The sequence below is a fragment of the Marinobacter sp. genome (assembly GCF_041687235.1).
In the GTDB taxonomy this organism is placed as follows: domain Bacteria; phylum Pseudomonadota; class Gammaproteobacteria; order Pseudomonadales; family Oleiphilaceae; genus Marinobacter.
On record NZ_JAWLCH010000009.1, the window covers coordinates 1 to 26,669 of the forward strand.

20 protein-coding genes are annotated in these 26,669 nt (G+C 57.9%); 8 read left to right on the forward strand and 12 right to left on the reverse strand.

What is annotated here, in order from left to right; all coding sequences use genetic code 11:
* A partial coding sequence (eda, locus tag ACESMK_RS13170) for a bifunctional 4-hydroxy-2-oxoglutarate aldolase/2-dehydro-3-deoxy-phosphogluconate aldolase (protein ID WP_372999444.1) occupies window positions 1-403 on the forward strand: 403 nt, incomplete at its 5' end.
* Window positions 404-818: 415 nt separating this feature from the next.
* Here the strand turns inward: eda and pyk are convergent.
* Together pyk and gap are read right to left on the reverse strand one after the other, a co-directional pair.
* On the reverse strand, window positions 819-2,267 hold the full coding sequence (gene pyk / locus ACESMK_RS13175) for a pyruvate kinase (protein WP_372999446.1): 1,449 nt from the start codon (window positions 2,265-2,267) through the stop codon (window positions 819-821).
* Between the two features lie 68 nt (window positions 2,268-2,335).
* Entirely contained in the window at window positions 2,336-3,340 is a 1,005-nt protein-coding gene (gene gap / locus ACESMK_RS13180; protein ID WP_372999448.1) for a type I glyceraldehyde-3-phosphate dehydrogenase, read from the reverse strand.
* Between the two features lie 169 nt (window positions 3,341-3,509).
* On the opposite strand from gap, the gene edd reads away from it, so the two are divergent.
* Both edd and ACESMK_RS13190 read left to right on the forward strand, forming a co-directional pair.
* Entirely contained in the window at window positions 3,510-5,330 is a 1,821-nt protein-coding gene (gene edd / locus ACESMK_RS13185; RefSeq protein ID WP_372999451.1) for a phosphogluconate dehydratase, read from the forward strand.
* Window positions 5,327-6,292 (forward strand): glucokinase, encoded by a 966-nt coding sequence (locus ACESMK_RS13190; protein ID WP_372999454.1) that lies wholly within the window; start codon window positions 5,327-5,329, stop codon window positions 6,290-6,292. The genes edd and ACESMK_RS13190 overlap by 4 nt, the downstream gene beginning before the upstream one ends.
* Window positions 6,293-6,313: 21 nt before the next feature.
* On the opposite strand, the gene ACESMK_RS13195 is transcribed toward ACESMK_RS13190, so the two are convergent.
* On the reverse strand, window positions 6,314-7,054 hold the full coding sequence (locus tag ACESMK_RS13195) for a nitroreductase family protein (RefSeq protein ID WP_372999456.1): 741 nt from the start codon (window positions 7,052-7,054) through the stop codon (window positions 6,314-6,316).
* A 92-nt stretch (window positions 7,055-7,146) separates the two neighbouring features.
* Between ACESMK_RS13195 and ACESMK_RS13200 the strand changes: the two genes are divergently transcribed.
* Entirely contained in the window at window positions 7,147-7,767 is a 621-nt protein-coding gene (locus ACESMK_RS13200; protein ID WP_372999459.1) for a uracil-DNA glycosylase family protein, read from the forward strand.
* Between the two features lie 4 nt (window positions 7,768-7,771).
* On the opposite strand, the gene glpD is transcribed toward ACESMK_RS13200, so the two are convergent.
* From glpD to ACESMK_RS13225, 5 genes are all read right to left on the reverse strand, one after another.
* On the reverse strand, window positions 7,772-9,274 hold the full coding sequence (gene glpD / locus ACESMK_RS13205) for a glycerol-3-phosphate dehydrogenase (RefSeq protein ID WP_372999462.1): 1,503 nt from the start codon (window positions 9,272-9,274) through the stop codon (window positions 7,772-7,774).
* A gap of 96 nt (window positions 9,275-9,370) precedes the next feature.
* A complete protein-coding gene (locus tag ACESMK_RS13210) occupies window positions 9,371-10,129 on the reverse strand; it encodes a DeoR/GlpR family transcriptional regulator (RefSeq protein WP_372999465.1) in 759 nt (252 codons plus the stop codon).
* A 117-nt stretch (window positions 10,130-10,246) separates the two neighbouring features.
* Complete coding sequence (locus tag ACESMK_RS13215; protein ID WP_372999468.1) at window positions 10,247-11,497, reverse strand: substrate-binding protein; 1,251 nt, start codon at window positions 11,495-11,497, stop codon at window positions 10,247-10,249.
* A gap of 175 nt (window positions 11,498-11,672) precedes the next feature.
* Window positions 11,673-12,551 carry an aldo/keto reductase gene (locus ACESMK_RS13220; RefSeq protein ID WP_372999471.1) on the reverse strand — a complete coding sequence of 293 codons (879 nt, stop codon included), beginning with the start codon at window positions 12,549-12,551 and terminating at the stop codon, window positions 11,673-11,675.
* A gap of 7 nt (window positions 12,552-12,558) precedes the next feature.
* Complete coding sequence (locus ACESMK_RS13225; protein WP_372999474.1) at window positions 12,559-14,382, reverse strand: alpha-amylase; 1,824 nt, start codon at window positions 14,380-14,382, stop codon at window positions 12,559-12,561.
* A gap of 261 nt (window positions 14,383-14,643) precedes the next feature.
* Here ACESMK_RS13225 and malE point away from each other — a divergent pair, with 261 nt between their 5' ends.
* From malE to malG, 3 genes are all read left to right on the forward strand, one after another.
* Window positions 14,644-15,840, forward strand: coding sequence for a maltose/maltodextrin ABC transporter substrate-binding protein MalE (gene malE, locus ACESMK_RS13230; protein WP_372999477.1), 1,197 nt, complete (start codon window positions 14,644-14,646; stop codon window positions 15,838-15,840).
* Between the two features lie 163 nt (window positions 15,841-16,003).
* Window positions 16,004-17,497, forward strand: a complete 1,494-nt coding sequence (malF, locus tag ACESMK_RS13235; protein ID WP_372999480.1) for a maltose ABC transporter permease MalF — start codon at window positions 16,004-16,006, stop codon at window positions 17,495-17,497.
* Between the two features lie 10 nt (window positions 17,498-17,507).
* Complete coding sequence (gene malG / locus ACESMK_RS13240; RefSeq protein ID WP_372999483.1) at window positions 17,508-18,398, forward strand: maltose ABC transporter permease MalG; 891 nt, start codon at window positions 17,508-17,510, stop codon at window positions 18,396-18,398.
* A gap of 198 nt (window positions 18,399-18,596) precedes the next feature.
* Here the strand turns inward: malG and malK are convergent, their stop codons facing one another.
* Together malK and ACESMK_RS13250 are read right to left on the reverse strand one after the other, a co-directional pair.
* Window positions 18,597-19,712, reverse strand: a complete 1,116-nt coding sequence (gene malK, locus ACESMK_RS13245) for a maltose/maltodextrin ABC transporter ATP-binding protein MalK (protein ID WP_372999486.1) — start codon at window positions 19,710-19,712, stop codon at window positions 18,597-18,599.
* Window positions 19,713-19,743: 31 nt separating this feature from the next.
* The gene (locus tag ACESMK_RS13250) at window positions 19,744-21,357 is read right to left on the reverse strand and encodes an alpha-glucosidase family protein (protein WP_372999489.1); all 1,614 of its coding nucleotides are present in this window, start codon (window positions 21,355-21,357) and stop codon (window positions 19,744-19,746) included.
* Window positions 21,358-21,575: 218 nt separating this feature from the next.
* Here ACESMK_RS13250 and ACESMK_RS13255 point away from each other — a divergent pair, with 218 nt between their 5' ends.
* The gene (locus tag ACESMK_RS13255) at window positions 21,576-22,589 is read left to right on the forward strand and encodes an FAD:protein FMN transferase (protein WP_372999492.1); all 1,014 of its coding nucleotides are present in this window, start codon (window positions 21,576-21,578) and stop codon (window positions 22,587-22,589) included.
* Between the two features lie 17 nt (window positions 22,590-22,606).
* Here ACESMK_RS13255 and ACESMK_RS13260 read toward each other — a convergent pair whose 3' ends face one another.
* The gene (locus ACESMK_RS13260; RefSeq protein ID WP_372999495.1) at window positions 22,607-24,166 is read right to left on the reverse strand and encodes a hypothetical protein; all 1,560 of its coding nucleotides are present in this window, start codon (window positions 24,164-24,166) and stop codon (window positions 22,607-22,609) included.
* A gap of 12 nt (window positions 24,167-24,178) precedes the next feature.
* Window positions 24,179-26,668: a LamG domain-containing protein gene (locus ACESMK_RS13265; protein WP_372999498.1), complete on the reverse strand. Its 2,490-nt coding sequence runs from the start codon at window positions 26,666-26,668 to the stop codon at window positions 24,179-24,181.
* Window position 26,669: the final 1 nt, after the last annotated feature.

A 26,669-nucleotide genomic window follows, 5' to 3' on the forward strand; every position in this document is an offset into this window, starting at 1 on the left:
CCAGTACCGTCAGGTGGAAGCCGCGGGCGCCCAGTTTGTTATCACCCCGGGCGTGACCGAAGCCATCCTGGAATTCGGCGTGACCTCCGAAGCCCCGCTGTTGCCGGGCATTGCCACCATCTCTGAACTGATGGTTGGCTACAATCTCGGCTACCGCGACTTCAAATTCTTCCCGGCCGAAGTCGCCGGCGGCATCCCGGCCCTCAAAGCCTTCAGCGGACCATTCCCGGACGTTACCTTCTGCCCCACAGGCGGCATCCGCCGCAACACCGCGGCCGATTACCTTGCCCTTGGCAACGTACAGGCCGTCGGTGGCACCTGGTTGACCCCTGCGGATGTGGTGGCGGCCAAAGACTGGTCGCAGATTACCGAGATTGCGCGGGGGAGTTTGGCTGATCTTTGACTTCGGTTCTGTTCTCGCAGCCTGAGGGTTTTGGAGTTTGCGCGCTTCGGGGCAGGGCTTCCGGGAAACGCTACGAGCACATCCATGTGCGCTTGGCGCTGGCCATCCATGGCCAGCGACATTCCCGGAAGCCCTGCCCCAAAGCGCTAGTTAAACCTTCCGATAACGCCGGTAGTCACCATGATTTCGTAGGTCGGATTAGCCGCAGGCGTAATCCGACAATCAATGTCGGAAACCCAAGAGAGGTGCGTCGGATTACGCCTTCGGCTAATCCGACCTACACGCGACGTATTGGAGAAGCTACCACTCCGAGATATTTACCCTTGCCTGAAGGAGGGATACCCCACTGCCGCCCGGCACAGACTGTCAGGCTGCCAGGTCGTTCACCAAGGACAGAGGGCTTAAAGGAACAAAATCAGCGAATATCAGAACCAACCCGAACAATCTTCATGGTGTTGGTACCACCCTGAGCATTCACATAATCACCCTTGGTAATCACCACCAGGTCCCCTTCCTTGACCGCCCCGCGGTTTACCAGCTCCGACACCGCCAACGCATTGGTCCGCTCGTTCGGAATCTTGGCAGAATCGAAAGGAACCGTCTGAACGCCCCGGAACAACACAACCCTGTGCTGGGTTGAGTGATGGCGCGAAAACGCAAAGATCGGCAGGCTCGACTTGATGCGTGACATCAGCCGCGGCGTGGCGCCGGTTTCGGTCATGCAGATGATGGCTGAGACGCCTTCAAGATGGTTGGCCGCGTACATGGCCGACAGGGCAATGGCCTCGTCCACCGCTTCCATGCTCTCGTGAATCCGGTGCTTGGACTGGTGCATGGACGGATGCTTCTCTGCACCCAGGCAGATCCGAACCATGGCTTCCACGGCTTCTTTCGGGTAATCACCCACAGCAGTTTCGGCAGAGAGCATCACCGCGTCCGTGTAGTCCATCACCGCGTTGGCGACATCGGACACTTCTGCCCGAGTGGGCATAGGGCTGGTGATCATCGACTCCATCATCTGGGTTGCGGTGATCACCGCACGGTTAAGAACGCGGGCGCGAGAGATGATGTGCTTCTGTACGCCAACCAGCTGGGCGTCGCCGATTTCCACGGCCAGGTCGCCCCGGGCAACCATGACGGCATCGGATGCTTCAATGACCGCGTCCAGTGCTTCCACATCGTCGGCAAGTTCCGCCCGCTCGATTTTCGCGACCAGGCCTGCGTCAGAGCCTGCCTCTTTGAGCAGGCGCCGGGCGATGTGCATATCCTCGGCGGTGCGGACAAAAGAGACCGCCACGTAATCCGCGCCCAGTTTGGCGGCCGTGACGATATCCTGTTTGTCCTTCTCCGTCAGCGCCTCAGCGGACAGGCCGCCGCCGCGCTTGTTCAGACCCTTGTTATTGGAGAGCGGGCCGCCGATCAGAACGGTGGAGGTGATGCTGTGGTCATTGACCGACTGCACTTCCATCTCGATGCGGCCGTCATCCAGAACCAGAATGTCGCCTGGTTCCACATCTTCGATCAGTTGTTCGTAATCGATACCGACTCTTTCTTCAGTGCCCGCTTCCTTGTCCATGGCAGCGTCCAGGATAAACGTCTCGCCTGCCTTGAGGGTGACCTTGTTTTCCGAAAAGCGGGCGATGCGGAGCTTGGGGCCCTGCAGATCGGCCAGCAGTGCGACGAACCGGCCCTGGGAGGCTGCCGCTTCGCGAACGCGGCGGGCTCGCTCTATGTGCTCGTCGGCACTGCCGTGGGAAAAGTTTAGCCGGGTAACGTCTACACCGGCGGCGATAATGGCCGCGAGGGATTCCGGTGAGTCGGTGGCGGGGCCGAGGGTGGCGACAATCTTGGTACGCCTGAGCATGGTTGGTGTCCTTTGATTCTTCAAAATGGTCTCGAACAGGATAGCGGAATCAGCCGGAACGGCCAGGTTTACTGGCCGGCCTTCATCAGGGCTAGGGCATTGTCCAGCATACGGTTCGAGAAACCCCATTCATTGTCGTACCAGGCCATGACTTTTACGTGACGACCCAGAACCCGTGTGTGGTTGGCGTCATAGATGCTGGAAAGCGCGTTGTGATTGAAGTCCACGCTGACCAGTTTTTCGACATTGTAGCCAAGGACCGGGCTTTTCTCTGCGGCGGCCTTAACCGCTTCGTTAACTTCTTCCGCTGTCGTCTCGCGACTGGCAATAAAACCGAAATCCACCAGTGAAACATTGATGGTGGGAACCCGAACTGCCAGGCCATCCAGTTTTCCATTCAGCTCAGGAATGACCTTGCCAATGGCGGCAGCGGCGCCGGTCTTGGTTGGAATCATCGACTGGGTGGCAGAGCGCGCCCGATAGAGGTCGGAATGGTAGACGTCACTCAGCTTCTGGTCGTTGGTGTAGGAGTGGATGGTGGTCATCAGGCCACTCTCGATGCCAATGGTTTTGTGCAGGGCTTCAACAACCGGTGCCAGGCAGTTCGTGGTGCAGGACGCGTTGGAAATGATGTCGTGGTCGGCGGTCAGTATTTCGTGGTTCACGCCGTAAACGATCATTGCATCCGCATCGGGGCTGGGCGCCGAGATGATGACCTTGCGGGCGCCGGCCTTCAGGTGTGCCGCTGCCTTGTCGCGTTTGGTAAAAAGGCCGGTACACTCGAAAACAACATCAACACGATGATCTTTCCAGGGCAGTTCCTCGGGATTGCGCAGCGCGGTAATGGCAATCCGGTCCCCGTTGACGGTCAGGGATTCGGCGTCGTGGCTTACTTCGGCATCAAACCGGCCATGAACACTGTCATACTTGAGCAGGTGAGCGTTGGTTTCAGCATCACCCAGGTCGTTGATGGCAACCACCTGAAGCTGGTTCCGGTAGTTATTTTCATACAATGCTCTGAGGACATTGCGGCCGATACGGCCAAAACCGTTGATTGCGATACGGATCGTCATCGTCTGACTCCTTGGTTGATCGTTTTTTGTTCGTTTAATATTGATAATGTAGTAAATATAACAACAAAAAATGAAAAAATGAACGATACAAAGGTGGAAATGCCAAAAAAAGGAAGTAAAATTACGTCTAAAAACGACCACTCTAATAATTTATGCAATGGAGCCCACCATGCACCCGACCGTCGACAAAGTTACCCAGAGAATTATCGAGCGCAGCCGTCCAACGCGGCAGGATTACCTGGACCGCATGAATGCGCTCAAAGCCCAATCCCCGCACCGGAGTTCTCTGTCCTGCGGCAATCTGGCCCATGGGTTTGCGGCCTGTAATCAGGGCGATAAAGACACCCTGAAGTTTATGAACAAGGCCAACGTGGCCATGGTAACGGCCTACAACGATATGCTTTCGGCCCACCAACCCTACGAAAAGTTCCCGGATCTTATTCGGGAAGCCGCGCGGGGGATGGGGTCCGTAGCCCAGGTGGCCGGTGGCACACCCGCCATGTGTGACGGTGTTACCCAGGGCCAGCCGGGCATGGAGCTGAGCCTGTTTTCCCGGGACACCATCGCCATGAGCACCGCCGTGGCCCTGAGTCACAACATGTTCGATGCCACGCTGCTCCTGGGTATTTGCGACAAGATTGTGCCGGGTCTTCTGATCGGGTCGCTGAGTTTCGGCTATCTGCCCACCATTCTGGTTCCGGCAGGCCCCATGCCCTCAGGGCTGCCGAACAAGGAAAAACAGCGAATTCGCCAGCTTTACGCCGAGGGCAAGGTTGGCAAAGACGAACTCCTGGAAGCCGAAAGCAAGTCCTATCACAGCCCGGGCACCTGCACATTCTATGGCACGGCCAACAGCAACCAGCTGCTGGTGGAAGTCATGGGCCTGCACATGCCAGGGTCGGCCTTTGTCAATCCCAATACACCGCTGCGCGACGAGCTTACCCGGGCAGCGACCGAACAGGTAATCAAGCTGTCGAAGCCTCATGGAGGCGAGCTTGGTCTTGGCGATATGGTGGATGAAAAGAGCATCGTCAATGCTCTGGTGGCGCTGCTTGTCACGGGTGGTTCTACCAACCACACGATCCACTGGATCGCGATTGCCCGTGCCGCGGGGATCATTATCGACTGGAACGATTATGCCGAGCTTTCCTCGGTGGTTCCGTCCATGACCCGGATCTACCCCAACGGGCAGGAAGACGTGAACGCCTTTCACGAGGCCGGCGGAACACCGTTCCTGATTCGGGAACTGCTGAGTGGCGGCTATCTGCATAATGACGTGAACACGGTGGTCGGCTTTGGTCTTGAGCGGTACACCGAAATGCCGGAACTGGTGGATGAGAAGCTGGTCTGGAAGCCGGCGCCGGAAAAAAGCCTGCGCCCGGATGTGCTTAGCCCGGTCGCGGAACCGTTTGCACCGGATGGCGGGCTGAGGGTACTTGATGGCAACCTTGGCCGTGGCGTCATCAAGGTATCCGCGGTTGCCCCGGAACACCGGAAAATTGAAGCGCCGGCCGTGGTGTTCAACGACCAGAACGAACTCAAGGCGGCCTTTGAAGCCGGCGATCTGGACAGAGACTGCATTGTGATCGTCCGTTTCCAGGGTCCAAAGAGCAATGGTATGCCGGAACTGCACAAACTCACGCCGTACCTTGGCGTCTTGCAGGATCGCGGGTTCAAGGTGGGCCTGGTGACCGATGGCCGTATGTCCGGCGCGTCCGGCAAGGTACCCGCGGCGATCCATGTGTATCCGGAAGCCCTGGATGGCGGGCCCCTGGCCAGGGTTAAAAATGGTGACACGGTCTGCCTGGATGCCGAAAACGGTGTTCTTGCCATCCGCGTGGATGAACAGGAGTTTGCCGGCCGGGAATCTGAAAAAGCCGACCTGACCGGGTATCATCACGGCTACGGTCGGGAGTTGTTTGGCTGGATGCGTCGCGCTGCCGGCACTCCCGAGGAGGGGGCCAGTTTTTTCTGGAATCACGAGGCATGACAGCAACAAACTATTCACTGGTCGGTGATATTGGTGGCACCAATGCGCGTTTCGCCCTGGTAGAGCAGGGCAGTGTGCAGCCCCGGGCTATCGAGATTCTCCCCTGCGGGGAATACACGAATCTTGATGACGCCGTGCGGGATTACCTGGCCCGGGTCGGGGTTTCGGAGGTAGCTGGGGCTTGTCTGGCCGTTGCCTCACCGGTTCGAGGCACCCAGGTTCGGATGACCAACAACCACTGGCGTTTTGATACCGAAGAAGTCCGGGCGCAGTTTGGCTGGTCCACGTTCAAGGTGATCAATGATTTTACCGCCATGGCCCTGGGCGTTCCCCACGTTGCGGATGACCATCTGGTGCATGTCTGTGGCGGCCCGGGTGACAGCCGTCGCCCCCGACTGGTTATGGGGCCTGGAACCGGGCTCGGTGTTTCAGGGCTGGTGCCCATTGAACACGGCTGGGTGCCATTAATGACCGAAGGTGGTCACGTGGATTATGCGCCCACGGACGATACCGAAATGGCCGTGCTGCGGATTCTCAAGGCCCGTTTTGGCCGGGTGTCCGTCGAGCGTATTCTGTGTGGCCAGGGCCTGCTGAACCTGTATCAGGCCCATGCTGAAATTCAGGGTGTGGCTGCTCCACTGGATGCGCCGGAGAAAATCACCGCGGCTGCGGTAGAAAACACCGATAGCCTGGCTCGACACACGCTCCGCCACTTCTGTGAAATCCTCGGCCGGGTAGCCGGCAACGGGGTCCTGACCCTGGGGAGTACCGGCGGTGTTTACCTGTGCGGCGGAATCCTGCCCCGCTTCCTCGAGTTCTTCCTGGAAAGCCCGTTCCGGAACGGCTTTGAGGATAAAGGCAGAATGCGTCCGCTGCTGGAGTTCACGCCGGTCTATGTGGTTACCGAGCCCTATACTGGGTTGCTAGGAGCCGCCGAGGCACTGGGCAATCCGGAGGTATGACTCCGGATTGCCCGGGCTGGCTCAGAGGTAATGCACCAGTTGGCCCTGGTCAAAACGGTACTGGCGGTTATACACGCCGTTTTCTGCCCGTCGGCCTGCCGCCAGTACCATGGTGACCAGTCCTTTCCCGGGCAGATCGAGCAGCTTCTTCACCCGATGCTCGTCAAAACCCTCCATGGGGCAGGAATCATATCCGTGGGCCCGGAGCGCGAGCATCAGGTTCTGGGCCGCCAGGGCGGTTGATTTGGTGGCCCAGATTTTCATCTCGCAGGCGGAGTAGGGCCCCCGCGGTACAGGCCGGGTGATTCCCACCGCAAGGCCTGCCGCTTTCTTCGCTAGCCCCAGAATACCAAAGGGGCCCTGGTTGTAATGAATGGGAGCGACCTTGCGGTAATACTTTTCAACGATGGGCGGCAGCTTTTCTTCCGGCCAGTCCTCCAGGGCTTGCCGTGCGTGAGCTCGCCAGGTATCGGGCCGGGCAACCACCACGATCAGCGCGGCGGCGGTTTTCGCGGCATTCTGGCCAAGGCAGGCATGGGCAAGTTTTGCCTTGAGCTCCGGCGTGCGGACAACGAAAAATTCCCACGGCTGGAGGTTGCTGGAATTGGGCGCCAGGGTCGCCAATTCAAGGCAATCCTCAAGCACCGCCTCGGGAATCGGCTCATCGGTGAAGCGCCTGATGGAACGGCGCGAGCGGACCACTTTCCGGAACTCTTCGATATCGATTTCCGGCAGCGGGAGAGAGCCTGCTTTGGCATTCATGATGTGTCCTTCGAGACTTGTTGTGTCGTGATTGTGCCTCTATCGTTACGGGAAACGCCGGTTTATGCAATCACCCTGATGATGGAACGGCCATGACGGACGATCTTTCCCGACTTCCCTTCGACGACCTGGTCAGGCGCGTGCGGGCGTGCACGATTTGTGCGGGCGTTCTGCCCCATGAACCAAGGCCGGTTATACAGATATCTGAAAGTGCCAGAATTCTGGTGGTCGGACAGGCGCCGGGCAGGCGGGTTCACGAAACCGGGCTGCCCTTCAACGACCCCAGCGGCGACCGGCTTCGGCAGTGGATGGGTATTACCCGGGATACCTTCTATGACGAGCAGAAACTTGCGATTCTGCCGATGGGGTTTTGTTACCCCGGAACCGGCAAGTCGGGAGACCTTCCACCGCGCCCGGAATGCGCGCCCGCCTGGCGGCAGATACTTCTGGATCGCTTGCCGGACATTGGTTTGACTCTGGTTATTGGTCAGTATGCCCATGCCTGGCATCTGGGCGGTTCCGGCAAATCAGTTACCGAAAATGTACGGCGATGGCGCGAATTCGGGCCAGATAGAGTGCCACTGCCGCATCCCAGCCCCAGAAATAATGGATGGTTGCGGAACAATCCCTGGTTTGAAGCCGAGGTGGTTCCAGCGTTACAGGCACGGGTTAGGCAAGCTCTGAATGACGATGGTCAGACCGATATTGAATGAGTAGTCAGTGTCTGACTCTCGCCGTTTCATTCAGGTAGTCTCTCAGTAGTTCTCGGTTTTCTTCAGAAATGTAGAGACCCTGCTTGGTCCTCCTCCAAAGCACATCGTCTGTGGTAACGGCCCACTCCGTGCTGACCAGATAATCGACCTCTTTCTGGAAAAGAGTCGGCGTATAGGCGGTTCCAAGGTCTGCCAGAGAGTTGCATCCTTCAAGAAAAACGCAGGCGCTGGTGCCGTAGGTGCGCACATACCGGGAAATCGCTGCTTCAGGCAGCCATGGGAATCGTATTCTCATCTGCTCTGCCAGTTCGACCTGATTACCGAAATCACCTCCGGGCAACACGGCACTGCGTGTCCAGTTCGAGCCGGCGCCGGGAAAATAATCGCAGAGTCTGTTGGTGACTGCTTCCGCAAGCTTGCGGAAAGTGGTGATTTTGCCACCGAATACCGAGATGAGGGGAGCAAGCTCCTTACTCTCGCTGACTTCAAAAGAATAGTCTCTGGACGCTTTCTGAGCCGGCTCTTCCTCGTCGTCCATCAGTGGTCGAACCCCGGAGTAGGACCAGATGACATCGGGGGTATCGAGCTGCCTTTCAAAGTAGGCGTTCACGATATCCAGAAGATAGCGGGTTTCCTCGGGCGATATGGTGGCCGCCCTGGGATCACCCTCGTATTCGACATCGGTGGTGCCGATGAGTGAAAAATTATCTTCGTAGGGGATGACGAAGACGATCCGGTCATCTTCATTCTGCAAGATGTAGGCTTCTGTCCCATGATTCAGTCTGGGCACGACAATGTGGCTGCCTTTGACCATTCTGATCTGCTTTGGCGCTTTCATGCTGAGGCTCTCGCCGAACAGGCGGCTCACCCAGGGCCCGGTCGCGTTGACAATGACTTTCGCCGAAACCGTCGACTCGGAGCCGGATAGCGTGTCCTTCAGGGTTGCGGTCCAGTGATCTTTTCCTCGCTCTGCTTTCACGCATTTTGTGCGTGTCAGAATTTGCGCACCTTTCTGCTCTGCTTTTTTTGCCGTCAATACAACCAGCCTGGCGTCGTCCACCCAGCCGTCTGAGTATTCAAAGCCCTTGGTAATCCCGGGTTTGAGAGGGGAGTCCTCGTCAAAGGAAATGGATCGGGAGCCTGGCAGGATTTCCCGTTTGGCAAGGTGATCGTAAAGAAACAGGCCGGTCCGAATCATCCAGGCTGGCCTGAGATGAGAGCGGTGTGGGAGTCTGAAGCGCATCGGCCACATGATGTGGGGAGCGTTGCGCAATAGCGCCTCGCGTTCGGCAAGGGCTTCGCGAACCAGGCGAAACTCGTAATGTTCGAGGTATCGCAGTCCTCCATGAATCAACTTGCTGCTACTTGATGAGGTTGCCGAAGCAAGATCATCCATCTCGCAAAGCATGACTTTCAGGCCTCTGCCGGCCGAATCCAGGGCGATGCCAGTGCCATTTACGCCGCCGCCGATCACCAGCACATCAAGCAGATCCTGATCTTGTATCACTTTTCCATTTCCCAAAACGAACGTTAATGATCAATCTGGATTATGGATAACGGAAAAACGTTCGTAAAGGAAAATAGCGAACAAAAAGGAAAAAATCTAGATAATGTGAAGCTCTACATCATTTGAACTTAGCAACTTCCTGATCGGCTCGGGTGGAGGGGCGTCTGTAAACACGTGATCTGCCTGTGCAATGCTGCCGAGGCGGACCATCGCGTTGCGACCAAACTTGGAGTGATCTGCTGCAAGCAGAACTTCATTGGAGTTGGCGATGATCGACTGGGCAACCCGAACTTCCCGGTAATCAAAGTCCAGAAGGGACCCGTCGCTGTGGATGCCACTGATGCCAATAATGCCGTAGTCCATTTTGAACTGGTTTATAAAGTCCACCGCAGCCTCGCCAACAATTCCGCCGTCCCGGTTCCGTACTTCACCGCCCGCGATGATGATATGAAAGTCCTCCTTGGCAGACAGGATGGATGCTACGTGCAGGTTATTGGTAACAACACTGAGGCCGCGCTTGTGCAGGAGGGCCCTGGCAATGGTTTCAGTGGTGGTGCCGATATTGATGAACATGGAAGCATTGTCAGGAACATGCTGAACGAGCGCCTGCGCTATCCGCTCCTTGGCTTCAAGGTTCATGATCTTGCGATCCTGATAGGCAGTGTTCACTGTGCTTGAATCTATGCCTGCGCCACCATGATGTCGTCGCAACCGATTCTGCCCCGCCAGCTCATTGAGATCCCTTCGGATGGTCTGGGGAGTTACCTGAAACTTCTCGACAAGCTGTTCAGTGGTAACGAATCCATTCCTCTGGATCATCTCCATGATCTGGTCAAGACGGCGTTTCTGGGACATGCGAGGGCCTTGTTGTCATGTTCGGAACCGAAAGTTTACGTACCGTTCGGGAAAACTTCAAAAAAAAGCCCCCGGGATTTGAGTCCCGGAGGCTTTGGGCAGGATTGGTCTGATCGCTTACAGGTTTAAGGGCTTCCCCGCCTCCCGGCGCCGCTCTTCCCACTCTTCACGAGTCTGGGCGGCCTGATCGCCGGGCATGCTGTCGATAATGCTGAAGTAGTCAGAGCTGTACTCGTCCGCAACAATGGTATTTCGTGGTTTCACCTTGACCACATACACGGTCTGAACGTTCTGGTGATCGAATGCCCGCCAGTATTGCTCATCCTTCAGGAAGCTGTACCTGTGGCCCTCCAGTGTACTGATAAGCCTCGCGGTATTGGTTGTGCCGGCACGCTCGACTGCATCCTTGTACTGGTAAACGATACTGTAAGCTGATGCAGCAGCGGTTGAGGGGCGCATTTCGTAACGCTGTGAAAAAGCCTCTACAAACGCCTGACCTCGGGGGTAGTTAAATTCGTAGGGTACGTTCCAGACCCAGGGTGAGCCACCCACCACGCCTTCCATAATGGTGGGGCCCACCTGACGTGCCATACCGAGGGTCAGGTTGGGCACGACGATCTGCATTTTCTTGGTGAGGCCCATTTCGTAGGCGACGTTCAGGGCCCGCACCATGTCGTCACCGAACAGGACCATCATCAGAACCTTGGCATTGCTGGCTTCTGCCTGCTCAAGTGCCTTCCTGAAATCAGTAATCAGGGCCCTTGGGAACGGAGTTGTGACCCCATGGTGGCGCCCGGTATCTTCCGTTCCGGAAAATTTTCGCACGGATTCTTCAACAGACCAGCCCCAGGTGTAGTCGGCGGTAATGTAGAAATAATCGTCGTCGGCATGATTGGTGGTCAGGTACTGGCTCAACGCTTTTGCTGTCATCCATGCGTTGTAAGGCTCCCGGAACATATGGGAGTGGCCTTCGGCGCCGGTGGTCGCGTTCGAGTAGGTGAGGGTGCCAAAGTAGATCCTGTCACGGTCCCGGGCGGCTTTGCCAGAGGCAATGGCGACTGCGCTGGACACGCCGCCGAACACCATCTGGACGCCTTCGCGGTCAATCAGTTCTGCGGTGTTTTTCGCGCCCTGGTCAGGTTCGCCACGGGTATTCCTGATCACCAGTTCCAACTGGCGGCCATTCACACCGCCCGCCTTGTTGATTTCATCAACGGCCAGGAAGGCGCCCAGGCGCTGTTGCAGTCCCTGGTCCTTGTAGCGACCGGTTTGCGGATAGTTCAGCCCGATTTTCAGGGTTTCGGCATAGACGGTGCTGCTTGCCAGCAATAGCAGACAAGCAGAAAAGAGTACTTTTCTGACGTTCATTCAGGTTGGCCTCCGGAATTGCAGCGCCATTGGGGGTAGGGGCTGCGAATCTTTTTTGATTATTTGTTAAGCAGGGCTAGTTTCAGCGCTGATTATGGAGCCAACAATGGGACTAAAGTGGAATTTTGGGTAACAAATTGTAGGTCGGTGACTTATATCAAATTTGCGATGCCCCTCAGGGCACCGCGGCCTGACGCATGGCTTCCAGAAGGGCGAACCAGAGGGGGCGCGGCAGGACCGTACGGCTTCCCGCCAGCGCGGCTTTAATTCTGGCCTCACGCATAGAACCAAGAACCGGGATGGGGGCGCCTGGAATCTGCCGCAGCCAAGCGATGGCCAGCCCGGTTTCGCACAGGCCGGTTTCTTCCCTGGCAGCTTGAAGCAGGCTTTCAGGAACCGAGCCGGGCAAGGCGCCTCCGGCTAACGGTGACCAGGCAAGCCAGCGCAGGCCATCGTTCAGATGGGCCTCGTGAGTACCGTCAAACAGCGGTCCGGTGTGGTTCAGAGACAGCTCACTCTGGTTGCACACCAGAGGCAGACGGGTATTTTTCTGAAGCCAGCGCCACTGCTCCGGCAGGAAGTTGGATACCCCGATATGCAGGATCTTTCCAGCACTGACGGCTCTTTCAAGGGTCGTCGCCAGTGATTCGGCATCCAGTAGCGGATCTGGTCGGTGGATCAGAAAGGTGTGGATTTGCTCAACTCGCAGCCGACTGAGCGAATGATCAATTGCACTGGCGAAATAGTCGGCTTCAGCCCGATAGTGCTTGGTTGTCCACTGGCTGGGATCCCGGTTGGCTGGAACGATCCCGGCTTTGGAAATAATCCGGATTTTCTGGCGCAGTTCCGGAGCAGTTGTCAGGGCGTCCCCGAATACTCGCTCGCACTCGCCATCGCCATAGATGTCCGCATGGTCAAAGGTGGTCAGGCCTTCATCCAGCCTACCGTGTATCCAATCTGCCAGCCGCGCCGGCTGGCAGAGATCGGCATGGTCCAGCAGGCGCATCATGCCAGGAATAAGCGGGGTGTCTTCCAGAAATCTCGAATAACTCATGGTCAGGTCACTTTCTCCCGAACGCAATCACCACCCGGTCATCGCCGTTGGTTCTTGAGAATACATAGGGTTGCTGGCTGATCAGCCGGTGTTCACCCGCGCCGATCGCGGGATGACGCTCGCGGAACTGACCCAGTTTCTGCCAGTGCTCAAGGATACCGGACACCTCGCCATTCTCAATGGCACTCCAGTTCATGTCCGAGCGGGTGCCCTGGTGCGGATCGGAACCGGTTGGCCCGAACGCGCGGCCGGACTCATCACCGTAGAACACCTGAACCGCTCCGGGCGTGAGCATCAGTGCCGCGGCAGCCCGCTTCTGGAGCGCCGGGTCGTCGCCCGCAACCTGACTGAACAGCTTGGTGTCGTGGGAAGAGATATAGCTCAGCACGTTGAAGTCGTCGTCTCCATGGAGTTTGCTGGCGTAATCACTGTAGACGGATTCCATCGCAGGCAGGCACTGTGCCCCGGCTCGCGCTTCTTCCTGCAGGTCGAAGTTAATGACCGCATCAAAGCCAGCATCGAAATAGGCGGTCTTGCGGACCGAGTGGGGGAATACCTCGGCAACCATCCAGAACTCCTCGGCCGGCAGCGCGGCGTCAGGATTGCGGCTGCGGTACTCATTCAGGGCTGCCTGGGCCTCCTGTTTGAGCGCCAGCCAGGCTTCCGGTTCCACGTGCTTGGCGGTATCTACCCGGAAGCCATCGACCCCGAACTCCCGGACCCAGTCCGTCAACCAGGTGATCAGATAATCCCGGACTGTGGCATCGTCCAGTGGCCGGCTTCTGGAGCTGGCCTTGTTCTGGAGGAATACCGGAAGATCCACCGTTTGTTGGGCCTCGGTCTTGAAGTCCGGCAAAAACGCGAGGGACCCGCGCTGGGCATCGACAGAGGCGTTTGGTGGTGTGTCGTAGTCGGCAATGCCAGCCCGGACCCAGTCCTTGCCCCACCATTGGCTCCAGTCCGGATGGTCGTAGTCAATGAGTGCGTGGTAGGCATGGAAGTTTTCCCAGGATTCTGGCTGCCAATCGCCCCATTGCTCGGGCAGATGCTTTTCGAACCCCTCAAACAGCGAGCCGAACCCAAAGGTCTGCATATCCTGCAGGGTACTGTAGCCCGGATGGTTCATAACCACATCCATGACCACCCGGATATCTCGCTTGTGGGCTTCCTGAACCAGGGTTCGGAATTCCTCCCGGGTGCCGAAGTTGGCGTCCGGCACGGTAAAATCCAGGGCGTAGTAGCCATGGTAACCGTAGTGCTGGAAATCGCCCCGGTCGCCACCGCCGACCCAGCCGTGTATCTGTTCGAACGGTGGAGTAATCCAGAGGGCGCTGACACCGAGCTCCGACAGGTAGTCCAGTTTCTGGGTCAGGCCGACAAAATCGCCGCCGTGGAAGGTGCCGATCTCATCCTTGCCGTCTGGTTGGCGACCGTAATTCAGGTCGTTCTCGGTCGAGCCATTGGCAAACCGGTCTGTTACCGCGAAATAGACGGTCGCCCCTGCCCAGTTGAACTGGCCCGCCTTGGCGTCGACTGATTCCAGCAACACCAGCCCTTCGGCCTGTTCGCCCGGCGCCATGTTTACCTCACCGTCGACAACCCGTGCCGTGTTACCTGTGTAGAAATCCCGGACCAGCGTCCCGTCCGGGAATGCGGAACCGACCGGAATCGTCATTTCGGCTGACGCGGCTTCGCAAAAGACACTGGTATCATTGGCTGAAGGCGGACCGGCCACAACCGCGGGCTTGCCCGGGCCGGAGGCACAACCGGCCGTAATAATGGCTGAAGCGATGCAGGCGGAGAGTTTCAGGTGTCTGGCACGGCGGTTCATGGCAATTGCTCCGTTTCGGTTGTCATTCTTGTGGATGCCATCAAACCAGACTCCACCCCGGGGTGGTAGAAGGAATTTTCTACGCCCGTCTACTCCCCTCTACTACGCCTCGGGGAATGAAATAAGGGGTGATGCTTATTCCCGGGAATTGCCACACAGTGCCAATACTCGCAAAAGAACGTTTGCGTTACGTCCGGCCCGACAACCTCGTGAATGGCCGGAAAACAAGAATAAGGCAAGAACATACAGAGGAATCACCTGATGAATCGTCGAACTTTTATCCGCAGCACACTCGCCGCCTCCATTGTTGCCGCCAGCTTCGGTGTTGCCGCGCCGGCCCATGCCGAAATTGAAGAGGGCAAGCTTCTGGTCTGGATCAATGGTGACAAGGGCTATGATGGCCTGCAGGAAGTGGGGGACTGGTTCACTCGAGAAACCGGTATCCCGGTTGAAGTCGCACACCCGGACAGCGCCACCGACAAGTTCCAGCAATCTGCCGCCACCGGCAACGGCCCCGATATCTTCATCTGGGCCCACGACCGTTTCGGTGAATGGGCCCAGAGCGGCATTATTTCCGAGATCAAACCGTCCCAGAACGTAATCGACGCCAATTATGACTTTACCTGGGATGCGGTCACGGTGGGCGGCAAGATTTACGGCTATCCAATGGCCGTCGAGTCTATTGGCCTGATCTACAACAAAGACCTGCTGCCCGAGCCTCCCAGCGCCTTCGAAGACATTCCCGCCGTCCACGAAAAGCTGGCGGAAGACGGCAAGCGAGCCATTCTGTGGGATTACAACAACACCTACTTTACCTGGCCGATGCTGGCCGCAGCCGGTGGTTATATCTTCGGTGAAAACGATGGTTCCGTGGATGTGACCGACACGGGGGTAAATACCGAGGGCGCTATCAAGGGTGCCAAAGCGCTGACCCGCCTGATCGAGGAGGGCGTGATGCCCCGGGGTGCCGACTACAGTGCCATGGAGTCCAGCTTCAACAAGGGCGAGACAGCCATGATGATCAATGGCCCCTGGGCCTGGGGCAACCTGAAAAAGAGCGGCATCAACTTCGGTGTGACCACTATTCCGACGGTTGACGGGCAGCCCAGTAAACCCATGGTGGGTGTTATGGCCGCCACTCTGAACTCTGCCAGCCCCAACAAGGATCTGGCGGTTGAGTTCCTTGAGAACTACGCGCTCTCCGTCAAAGGGCTGAAAATGGTGAACAACGACGTTCCCCTGGGCGCGGTGGCCAACAGGGAATTCATGGACGAGCTCTCTTCAGATCCCAATATCAAGGCGACCTTCGAGAATGCCCGGCTGGGCGAGCCCATGCCGAACGTACCGGCCATGGGTGCCTTCTGGTCGTCCATGGGCCCGGCCCTGCAAAACATCACATCCGGACGCCAGCCCGTTGAAGATGCCCTGAACGCGGCAGCACAGCGAATTACCCGCTAACAAGACCGGTAATCCGGTGCCGGACGGCTTTGCTCCCGTTCGGCACCGGTCCGCTCAGACGTGCATGAAAATCCCCCGTTGCCACCGCGCGACGGTCATTAACGGGCTGACTACAATGATAACGGAAACCCTGTCCTCCCCCGGTATTGAAAGCAGACACTCCATGACACGAGTATTTCTCAAATGGGGAGCGCTGGCGGTGCTTGTCGGCGCCGCGCTCTACCTCATACTGGCACTCTACGCCCAGCGCGAGTTTGTCTTTGCCATGCTGTTTCTGGTGCTCACCGCGTCGGCTGTCGCGGTATTCGTCAGCAAAAAGCTGTACGCGCACCGGTACATTTTCCCGGCGATAGCCGGTATGGGCCTGTTCGTGATTTTCCCGCTCATGTACACCGTGGGCATCGGCTTCACCAACTACAGTGCCAGCAACCTGTTGAGTTTCGAACAGGTTCAGGAGAACCTGCTGAGCAGGACCTATCAATCCGAGGCGATTCGTTACGACTATCAGCTTTACCAGACCGATGAAGGCTATGTGTTCTGGCTCAAGGGAGACCACCAGAGCCTGACTTCGGCACCGGTGGACCTTGAGGCGGGGGAGCGATCCGCTCCGGTCTTGCCGGTTTCTGGCGAGCCTCAGGGTGAGCCGCTGGCTATTCGCGAGATCATACAGCTCAGGGGTGAACTCTCGGAGCTTACCCTGATAACCGAAGACGGCCGTGAGCTGAGCCAGGCCAGTCTTCGTTCATTCGCTGCAATCCGCTCCCAGTTCACCCTGCACGACAACGGCAGCCTGACCGATAACCAGACCGGGGTCACCTATTTCCCGGACCAGGAAACCGGCTTCTACCGGGACGGCGACGGCAATGCGCTGTCGCCCGGCTGGACGGTCAATATCGGCTGGGACAACTATCTCAAGGTGGTGTCTGATCCCTCCATTCGAGGGCCATTCTTCGAGATTTTCGTGTGGACGCTCTCGTTTGCGGTCGCCACGGTTATCTTTACCCTGGCGCTGGGCCTGCTGCTGGCCAACCTGCTGCAGTGGGACCAGATTCGCGGCAAGGGCTTTTACCGTACCATGCTGATTCTGCCTTACGCGGTGCCCGCCTTTATCTCGATCCTGGTGTTCAAGGGCTTGTTCAATCAGAACTTCGGTGAAATTAACCTGGTCCTTGAAGGGCTGTTCGGGATCCGTCCGGACTGGTTCAGTGATCCGGCGTTGGCCCGCACCATGATTCTGATCGTGAATACCTGGCTTGGCTATCCCTACATGATGCTGCTGTGTATGGGACTATTGCAGGCCATCCCCCGGGATCTCTATGAAGCCTCGGCCATGGACGGGGCAGGGCCTGTGAACAATCTGTTCAATATCACCCTGCCGTTGATCATCAAACCGCTGATGCCGCTGCTGATTGCCAGCTTCGCATTCAACTTCAACAACTTTGTCCTGATTGCACTGTTGACCGGGGGGGCCCCGGACATCATCGGTGCGAGCACGCCGGCAGGTACCACCGATCTTCTGGTGAGCTACACCTACCGCATTGCGTTCCAGGACTCCGGACAGAACTTTGGTCTGGCCGCCGCTATTGCCACCGCAATTTTCCTGGTGGTGGGTGCGTTGTCCCTGATCAATCTCAAACTGTCCAAGATCAAGGTATAAGGAGCTTCTTATGGCCATGGTTGAACCCCGCTCCACCAAATACCGCGTGCTGGCATCCCATTTGGGGATGCTGGCGTTCATCGCGATTATCCTGTTTCCGTTGCTGATGGTTATTTCCATCTCGTTCCGCAGCGGTAACTTTGCTGCCGGCAGCCTGCTGCCGGAGAATCCTTCGCTGGAACACTGGTATCTGGCGTTGGGTATTCCCTACACCGGTGAAGATGGTGTGACCACGCAGCCGCCTTTCCCAGTGCTTCTGTGGTTGTGGAATTCGATCAAGATCGCGGTTGTTTCGGCGGTGCTGATCCTGGCGCTTTCCACGACGAGTGCCTATGCCTTTGCCCGCATGCGTTTTGCCGGCAAGGGATTTGTCCTGAAATCGATGCTGATCTTTCAGATGTTTCCGCCGGTGCTCTCCCTGGTGGCTCTGTACGCCCTGTTCGATCAGATCGGCAACCACGTCAGCTGGCTCGGGCTGAATACCCATGGTGCGGTCATCGTGGCCTCCCTGGGCGGTATGGCGTTGCATATCTGGACCATAAAGGGCTATTTCGACTCTATTGACCGTTCCCTGGAGGAGGCCGCTATCGTGGATGGCGCCACCACCTGGCAGGCGTTCCGCTATATCCTGCTGCCTTTGTCGGTTCCGATTCTGGTGGTGGTGTTCATCCTGGCGTTCATCATGACCATCATGGAGTACCCGATGGCCTCGGTGCTTCTGGTGGATACCGATAAACTGACCCTGGCGGTGGGTGCCCAACAGTATCTGTATGAGCAGAACTATCTGTGGGGTGATTTCGCGGCAGCGGCGGTGCTCTCCGGCCTGCCGATTACGCTGATCTTCCTCTACTGCCAGAAGTGGATTGTCGGCGGGCTGACCGCCGGTGGTGTCAAAGGATAGGCCACTCCTCGTTACGCGATCTCTGCGTCTTCCAGCGTTACCTTTCGCGACCCGGTCAGGCTAATTCCCCCCTGCTGACCGGGCTTTTTTTAAGCCCAAAAAAAGGGCCGGTACGTGACGGAACCGGCCAAAGAGTAACCCTGTTAAGGGTGACGACAGATCGAAACAGTCAGGGGCCGGGTGGCCCCTTGGGATGGGTCAGAAGTCGATGCAGGGCTCGCGGTATAGGCGCGGACAGGCGTTACCGTCCTGGCGGAAAAGGTGGCATTTGTTGGCGTTCATGCCCAGGGTCATTCGGGCGCCTTCCTGAATCGGGTTAGAGCCGTCGGTGCGCATGGTGATCACTCCTTCGACGTTGTTGACGTCCAGGTGCACCAGGGTCTGGTAGCCCAGGCGTTCGACCACGTGCACTTCGCCCTGGAGGTACATGTCAGCTTCCTGGTCTTCGTTCAGGTGTTCCGGGCGGATGCCGAGGGTGACGATTTCGCCTTCCGAAAGTTCTGCGCCATTTACCGGCAGTTCCAGGCGGTGGTCGCCTGGCAACACGACGGTGGCGGACTGGTTGCTGGCAGAGGCAACGGTGCAGTCGATGAAGTTCATCTTCGGCGAGCCAATGAAGCCAGCGACAAAGCGGGTGGCCGGGTAGTGGTAAAGCTCCATGGGTTTGCCCACCTGGGCGATGGTGCCGTTGTCCAGGGCCACGATCTTGTCTGCCATGGTCATGGCTTCGACCTGATCATGGGTTACGTACACCATGGTCGCGCCGAGGCGTTTGTGCAGTCGGGAGATTTCAATGCGCATCTGGACCCGCAGGGAAGCGTCGAGGTTTGACAGCGGCTCGTCAAACAGGAATACCTCGGGTTCCCGGACAATGGTCCGGCCGATGGCTACGCGCTGGCGCTGGCCGCCGGAGAGGTCTTTGGGTTTGCGCTCCAGGAGCTTGTCCAGTTGCAGCAGGTTGGCGGCATCCTGGACCCGGCGATTGATTTCGGTCTTGTTGGTTTTGGCCAGCTTGAGGCCAAACGCCATGTTCTCCGCCACGTCCATGTGGGGGTAAAGGGCATAGGACTGGAACACCATGCCCACTTCCCGTTCCTTGGGCGGCAGGTTGTTAACCCGGTTGTTGCCGATGTACATGTCGCCGGAGGTAATGTCTTCCAGGCCTGCGATCATGCGTAGCAGAGTGGATTTGCCGCAGCCGGAAGGCCCGACAAAAACCACGAATTCTCCGTCCTGAATGTCCAGGTTAACGTCTCGGGTTACCTGGACTTCGTCATAACTCTTGCAGATATTGCGTAAAGTGACGCTGGCCATATCTCGTGTCTTCTTGTTAGGTCATTGAATGTCAGAGCCGGGCGATGTCGACGCCCCAGGGCCCGAGTGTCAGATCCTTGCCATGCCACTGGCCGCCCACGAAATCCGGGGTATCCGGTTCAGGCGTTCCTGCGCCGGGCATTGGAATGGTAACCGTGCTTTCACTGAGGTTCAGTGCCACCATGACCGTCTCTCCATCCAGGCTACGGGTGTAGACCAGGGTGTTCTTCGGGCTCTTGCTGAACTCGATGTCTCCTTTGAGCAGGATGGCCTGATCTTTTCTCCAGCCCAGAAACGCCCGGTAGGCGGCCAGCACGGAGTTTTCCTCGGCGTGCTGTACGGCAACAGCGGCGTTGTAATGGTCATCATAAACCGGCAGCCAGGGACGCGCATCGGAGAATCCGGCGTGGGATTCCTCGTGGTGCCAGACCATCGGCGTGCGGCAGCCATCCCGCCCCTTGTATTCCGGCCAGAAGGTAATGCCGTAGGGGTCCACAAGATCCTCGTACTGCAACTCGGCCTCGGTCAGCCCCAGTTCCTCGCCCTGGTAAATGCAGACGCTGCCGCGCAGGGTCAGCAGCATGACCATGTAGGCCTTGAGCTGCTGCTCCGATGTGGCGTTCCAGCGAGTGGCAACACGGGCCACATCGTGGTTGCCGATGGCCCAGCAGGGCCAGCCGTCGGTCAGCTTGCCCTCGATGGTGTTCACGGTTTTGTGGAAGAAATCCGCACCGTGCTGCTCTGTGAGCAGATCGAAGGAGTAAGCCATGTGCAGCTTGTCGCCACCGCTGGTGTAATCGGCCATGGTCTGTAGGGAATTGTCATCGCCGATTTCGCCGACTGTGGTCGTGCCCGGGTACTGGTCCAGCAGACCACGAAGCCGCTTCAGAAATTCGATGTTCTCCGGTTGGGTCTTGTCGAACTTGTGGAACTGATAGGCGTAGGGATTTTCCTTCCGCACGCCAATAGAGCCTTCAGCAACGGCCTTGCTTGCCGGGTTGTCCCGCAGTTTGGGGTCGTGGAAGCAGAAGTTGATGGCATCCAGACGGAAGCCGTCGACGCCGCGGTCCAGCCAGAATTGAACGTCCGACAGAACCTGTTCCTGAACCTCCGGGTTGTGGAAGTTCAGATCCGGCTGGCTGGTGAGGAAGTTGTGCAGATAATACTGCTTTCGGCGGCTGTCCCAGGCCCACGCCGAGCCACCAAAGACCGATAGCCAGTTGTTTGGCGGCGTGCCATCGGTCTTCGGGTCGGCCCACACGTACCAGTCTGCCTTGGGGTTGTCACGGCTGGTACGGCTTTCGACAAACCAGGGGTGCTGGTCCGAGGAATGGCTCAGCACCTGATCGATCATGATTTTCAGATCCCGTTTGTGGGCCTCTGCAATCAGCTCGTCGAAATCCTCCAGCGTGCCGAAAATAGGGTCCACGTTGCGGTAATCTGAGACATCGTAGCCGAAGTCTTTCATCGGGGAGGTAAAGAACGGAGACAGCCAGATAGCGTCCACGTTCAGGCTGGCGATGTAGTCCAGCTTGGCGGTGACCCCGGGCAGGTCTCCGATACCATCGCCGTTGGAGTCGTAAAAACTTCGCGGATAAACTTGGTAAATGACGGCGCCACGCCACCAGTCCGGGTTCTTGATCATGTAGCCTCGCTTGTACTTCTGGCGGTGAGAAGTTGTTATTGTTGAAAGTGGTAATCGGATTCCACCCAAATTGACTTGATCCATACTGCGGCTGGCTCGTGTTCCCTTCATCCTCCTGCGCTACTTTTTGTTGGCGTAGACGGGGGGATGAGGGGGGAGTAGGAGGGGGGAGACTAAGATGGCGATGAGGAGTGGATAACAGACATGGTGAACCCGGAATGACAGACCACCGATTGTGTCAGCGGTTATGGCGCTCCCTGGCAGTGGCAACCTGCCTCTGGCTCGCCGGCTTTGTGGGCACGGCCAGCGCCGACTGGTACCGGTTCTCCGATACTGCCATGACCACGCCTGTTGAGCTGGAGTTCTGGGCAGAGGATAAAGCGCTAGCGGAACGGGCAGGGGCAGAGGTAATGGCGGTTTTTCATCAGGTCGATGAGCAGATGAGCCGTTATCGGGAAGACTCGGAGGTTTCCCGGCTCAACCAAAACGCGGCCAGCGGCCCCGTCGCCGTCAGTGACAGTCTGTTCGAGGTGCTTGAAAAGGCGCGTGAGGTATCGAATCTCAGTGATGGCGCTTTCGACATCACCTTTGGCTCTGTGGGCTACCTATACGATTTCAGGGCCGGCAAAAAACCGTCGGACGAGGAACTTCGATCCGGCCTGCCCCGGGTGAATTTCCGGGATGTGATTCTTGACCAGGATGCGCAAACCGTCGAATACGGCCAGGCAGGGATACGGGTGGACCTGGGTGGCATTGCCAAGGGCTACGCCGTCGACCTGGGAATCGAGCGCCTTGCCAGTCTTGGCATACGCCATGCCCGGCTCAGTGCAGGGGGCGACATGCGGCTCCTGGGGGACAAGCGGGGACGCCCCTGGTATGTGGGTATCCGGGATCCCCGTTCGGAAGGCCGCAACGCGGTGGTTCTGCCACTGGAGGACGTGGCGGTGTCTACCTCCGGGGATTACGAGCGGTTTTTCGTGGATGAAGCGGGCGACCGGGTCCATCACATTCTGTCTCCCGCAACCGGCAAATCGGTTCAGGGTGTCCAGAGCGTGACAATAATTGGCGAGGACGCATTAACAACGGACGGCCTTTCCACGGCGGTGTTTGTTCTCGGACCTGAGAAAGGACTGGCGATGATCGAGCGTTTGCCGGGTATTGATGTTGTGGTTATCGACGATCAGCGCATGATGCACGTGTCAGAAGGGCTCGTTCCGCCCGAATCAGACTAGGGGCGGAACGAGATTGATCAGCCGGTTATCGTTCCGTTTACCACATTGGAGAACGCAATCAGGCTGTCCTGGGAGGTACCGTTGCCGAGCCCATGGCCGTTGAAGCGGCTGCCGAACTGGTTTTGTTCACCGTGTAATGCCATATAGTTAAGCAATACCGTCTGGACCAGCTGGTTTACGTTGTTGGCCGCTGGGCTCGAGGCGGTTTCCACGGACGCATCAGAGCGCATGAAGCCGATCTGCCGGCGAATCGGAGTAGGGCGACCCGCCGGGTTGTAAACCAGGAAGAAGGACGCGGCCGTCTGCTGGTTATCGCCCGTCCATTCGCCCTTGCCGCGACCGTCCATGGAATCATCTATCCGGCCATTGCTCGACACCGAGCCGTCGCTGAACACATAGAGCATTAATGGCATGCCGACCCGCGCCGCATATTCCAGGCAGGCACCCATACAGCGGCCGGCCAGCTCATCGCGACGTTCGCCGGTTCCGCGTTCACCGGTATGATAATCGTAACCACCCATAGTAATCGTGCCGGCGCCGGCGTAGCCGTTCAGCACCAGCTTCATGACGGAGGCGGTTTTCCGGAAGTCGCGGTTGCTGTTGAACTCGTCGCGGCTGAAAATGCCGGTGGGGCCAACAATTTCAAGGTCCAGCTCCGGATCCAGTTCTGCCGGATTGCCGAATCGATCGGCCAGGTCGGCACTTTTTATATAGCCGCAACGGACCAGATCCTTGACCACCTCGTCGGTGGAAATGCCGGTGTTCACCTGGTTCATCTTGGTATCGCTGATACGCTGGATGGACTCCATGACGGCCACCGCATCTGACTGGTCCAGAATACCGATCAGATCGCCTACATCTACCAGACCGGTGACATCCGATGGCCGGTCAATCTTGGTGGGACGAACTTCCGGATTGATCAGGTTCATGGGCGCCAGAGAGTTGCCCCCGGATTCCGAGCTCTGTGAGCCCACGAGAGAGAGCAGGGAACCGTCGGCGCCCGCGCGGTGAATACCGTACATCGGGTTATGGGGGTTATTGCCCGTGTCGTTTTCCGAACGGGCCGCAATAATGGCGCCGTCCGTTGCCGCCCGGGTGCCGGCACTGGTGCTTTGAAGGATGCCGCGCAGGAAGCCGCTGTCGGAATGGAACGCCAGGCCCAGCTCCGTGTTCACGAACGCTGGATCGTTGGGAAGCATGTCTCCCGGCAAGCCGAGCTTGTTATAGCCCGCTGTGCTCAGGAAGTCCATTTGACCACCGGATTTACCCATCAGCACGTTGGAACCGGCGATGTTGGCGCCACCCGCCAGGTCAAAGCAGATAAAAGGAATCTTGCCTGCTCCCTGAACGGCGATACCACAACTTTCTTTCAATGTTTCCAGATCGGGTGAAAGCGCGGCGGAGGCCATTCTCGGGTTGCCGAACAGGCTGAACAATGAGGCTCCAAACACCGTGGCGGAGCCTGCCATCAGGCCCTGGGCGATGAATTCTCGACGCGTCCTGGGCTTGCCGTGATCATCGTGGAGCAGGGGGCTGCCGTTGGCCAGAGGCTTTTTACGGGATTTGCGTATGAACATGATCGGCTTCCTCTACTGAACCAGGGTGGTGGCACTGCCAAGCACAGCGGCGCAGCTTGCCTTAACGACGGTTTCGGTGCGGTCTGCCGGGCACCCGGCTCCACAGCTGGTCAGTCTATCCATAAGATTGCTGAGCTCCGTCTGAATGTCACTGTCGCTGGGCTGGGACTCCAGGTTGCTGCCCACGAACCGGGACAGCAGCGGCCCGGTAACCAGGCTCTTGCCACCGTGCTCAAACGCGTTGCTGGCAGGGGCGGAGAAATCGAAGCCGGGGAACATGTCGGCGCGCAGCTGGCTATTGGACACCAGGGCATCGCAATACTGGATCGCCATCTGGGTAACGGCCATCTGATGGGAAGACAGGAAACCCTGAATGTTCTCCACCGTTGGCAGTTGTTGCTTCACAGTGGTGTAGGTCTCGAACACCTCGGGATTGGTTGTGGCAACACCGGTCATCCGGGACATGGACTCGTTGATCTCGTCAAAGGTCTTGAGACCGATCTCGGAGGACGGTGCCCGGTCTGCAGGCTCTGGCTGCGGGGGCAGGGACGGCTCGGAGCGGGCAAAACTATGACTGCCCAGTTGATCGAAGGTCAGGAAGAATTCGTCGGTTTCGGGACCGTTTTCGAGTGCGATAATGGTACCGAGGGATGACAACGGTTGCCCGGTGCCAGGTTCATAGGCATCGCTGTCCAGCACAACGTCGAGGTTGGCCCAGGCCTGTCCTACGGTTGCCTCCTTGCCATTGACGCCCAATCGCATGCCACGGAGCGGGATGTTCGAGGGCTCTGCGGAGTCATCCAGGCTGATGAAGAAAGGACTGGTGAACCGGTAGGCGTAGCTGTCGAACTGGCTGACCTCGAAGACGATGAAGCTTTCGGGCATTTCGATAAGGTGAGACACTCCAAACAGGAGGTAGAATTTCTGTCCTACGCCAACCTCGAAGTTCGCCTGGATCTGTTCAGGTGTCAGGGCACGATTGTGAATGGCCACCATCCGGATAGCACCCTGCCATGGCGAGTTCCCATCTGTTTCATTGCCCAATACCAGAGCGAAGCTGTCATCCCATTCGCTTAACAGTCCGCCATCATCTGGGTCAACATCGCCGGAAGGCGTTCCGTTGATGAAGATCTGGCGACCTGTTGCCGGGGTGTAATTTACCACGACATGCTGGAGCGTCGCCTGCAGGAGCATGTCGGCGTCCTGGGTCGCGAAAGGCGTATTCTCATCACTGGTGGTGCTGCGATGCAGCGCTTCGTAACGCTGGAGCGACTGGCTCAGCGTAACGTTGCGAGTGGTGGACGAGCCCGAGTAGGTCACGATACGGGCATCCTCCTGGGTGATGTTTCCCGGGGCAACCCAGGCTTCGATACTGTATTCCCCGGAGGCTGTCAGCAGGGTGTGGAGCTTCCGGCTGGCGGCGGTGCTGCCCTGCGCCTTGCCGGCGGGCACCATAAAACCCTGTTCGTTTTCGCCTGCCGGGCCAAGGTCGATGCCCCAGCCGCCAACCCAGTCGACGTTTCCACTCAGGGTCAGATCAAGCGCCGGAGAAACACCGCTGGTGTCAAAGGCGGTCTGGCCTTCACCAAATTTGAACTCGTAGAGGGCAATCACGTTGTCTTCAAAACGACCGCCGGAGTTGGCGAGGAGGCCGTCTGTCTCAAGATTCAGTGCCTTGCTGGCAACCATCGCCGGATCTACGGGCTGGGCATTGAGATCCTGAACCATTTCGAGAATCTTCAGCTCCATCAAATCTGCCGAAGCTTCACAATCATCGTCCCAGCAGTTGTGGAAGTCGTAACGTAAGCGTTCAACCAGGCGGGATGCGCCCGGATTCATTGCATCTATGCGGCTTCTGGACTGGTCATAGGCTGTGGCGATATCGGCACTGGCAATATAGGGAGTCTGGCCACCGTCAGCATGGCACTCGCTGCAATACTGTCTGAGTTCGGGGTAAACCGTGGTGGAAAACAGGCCAGGTTCGCTGGGCAGGGAAACCGTGGCGCCGGGTTCTTTCAGTTCCGGAGCGCGAAGTTCAACGGTTTTGGCCGCCCCCTCCGAGCCGCCGGCCCAGTTCGACACATAGGTTGTGAGAATATCGGCGCAGGCTGAGGTGCTCTGGAGCCAGCAGTTGTGACCACCTGCCACCTTGGTCACCATCTCCGACTGAGACGGGTCAGAGAGGTTTACGATGGTATTTGCCTGGGCATAGGCAAGATTCACGTCCTGCTCGTTGACAAAGGTGGGGACCTGCCCATTGGCACCATGGCACGCACCGCATTTATCCTGGGTGACCAGATTGTCCCAGACACTGCGCTTGAAGCTGGCAACGTCATCGGTTGATGGCGCCGGGCCGTTATAGGTAACGGTGCCGGAGTTTCCGGAGGTGTTCGGTAGTTGTTCCGTGGATTCTCCACCACACGCCGCAAGCAGCAAGGCCATGGCGATAACCGCGAAGGCAGGCTTGAGGGAGCTCATGGAAGTTCCTTTAAGTGTTTTCATA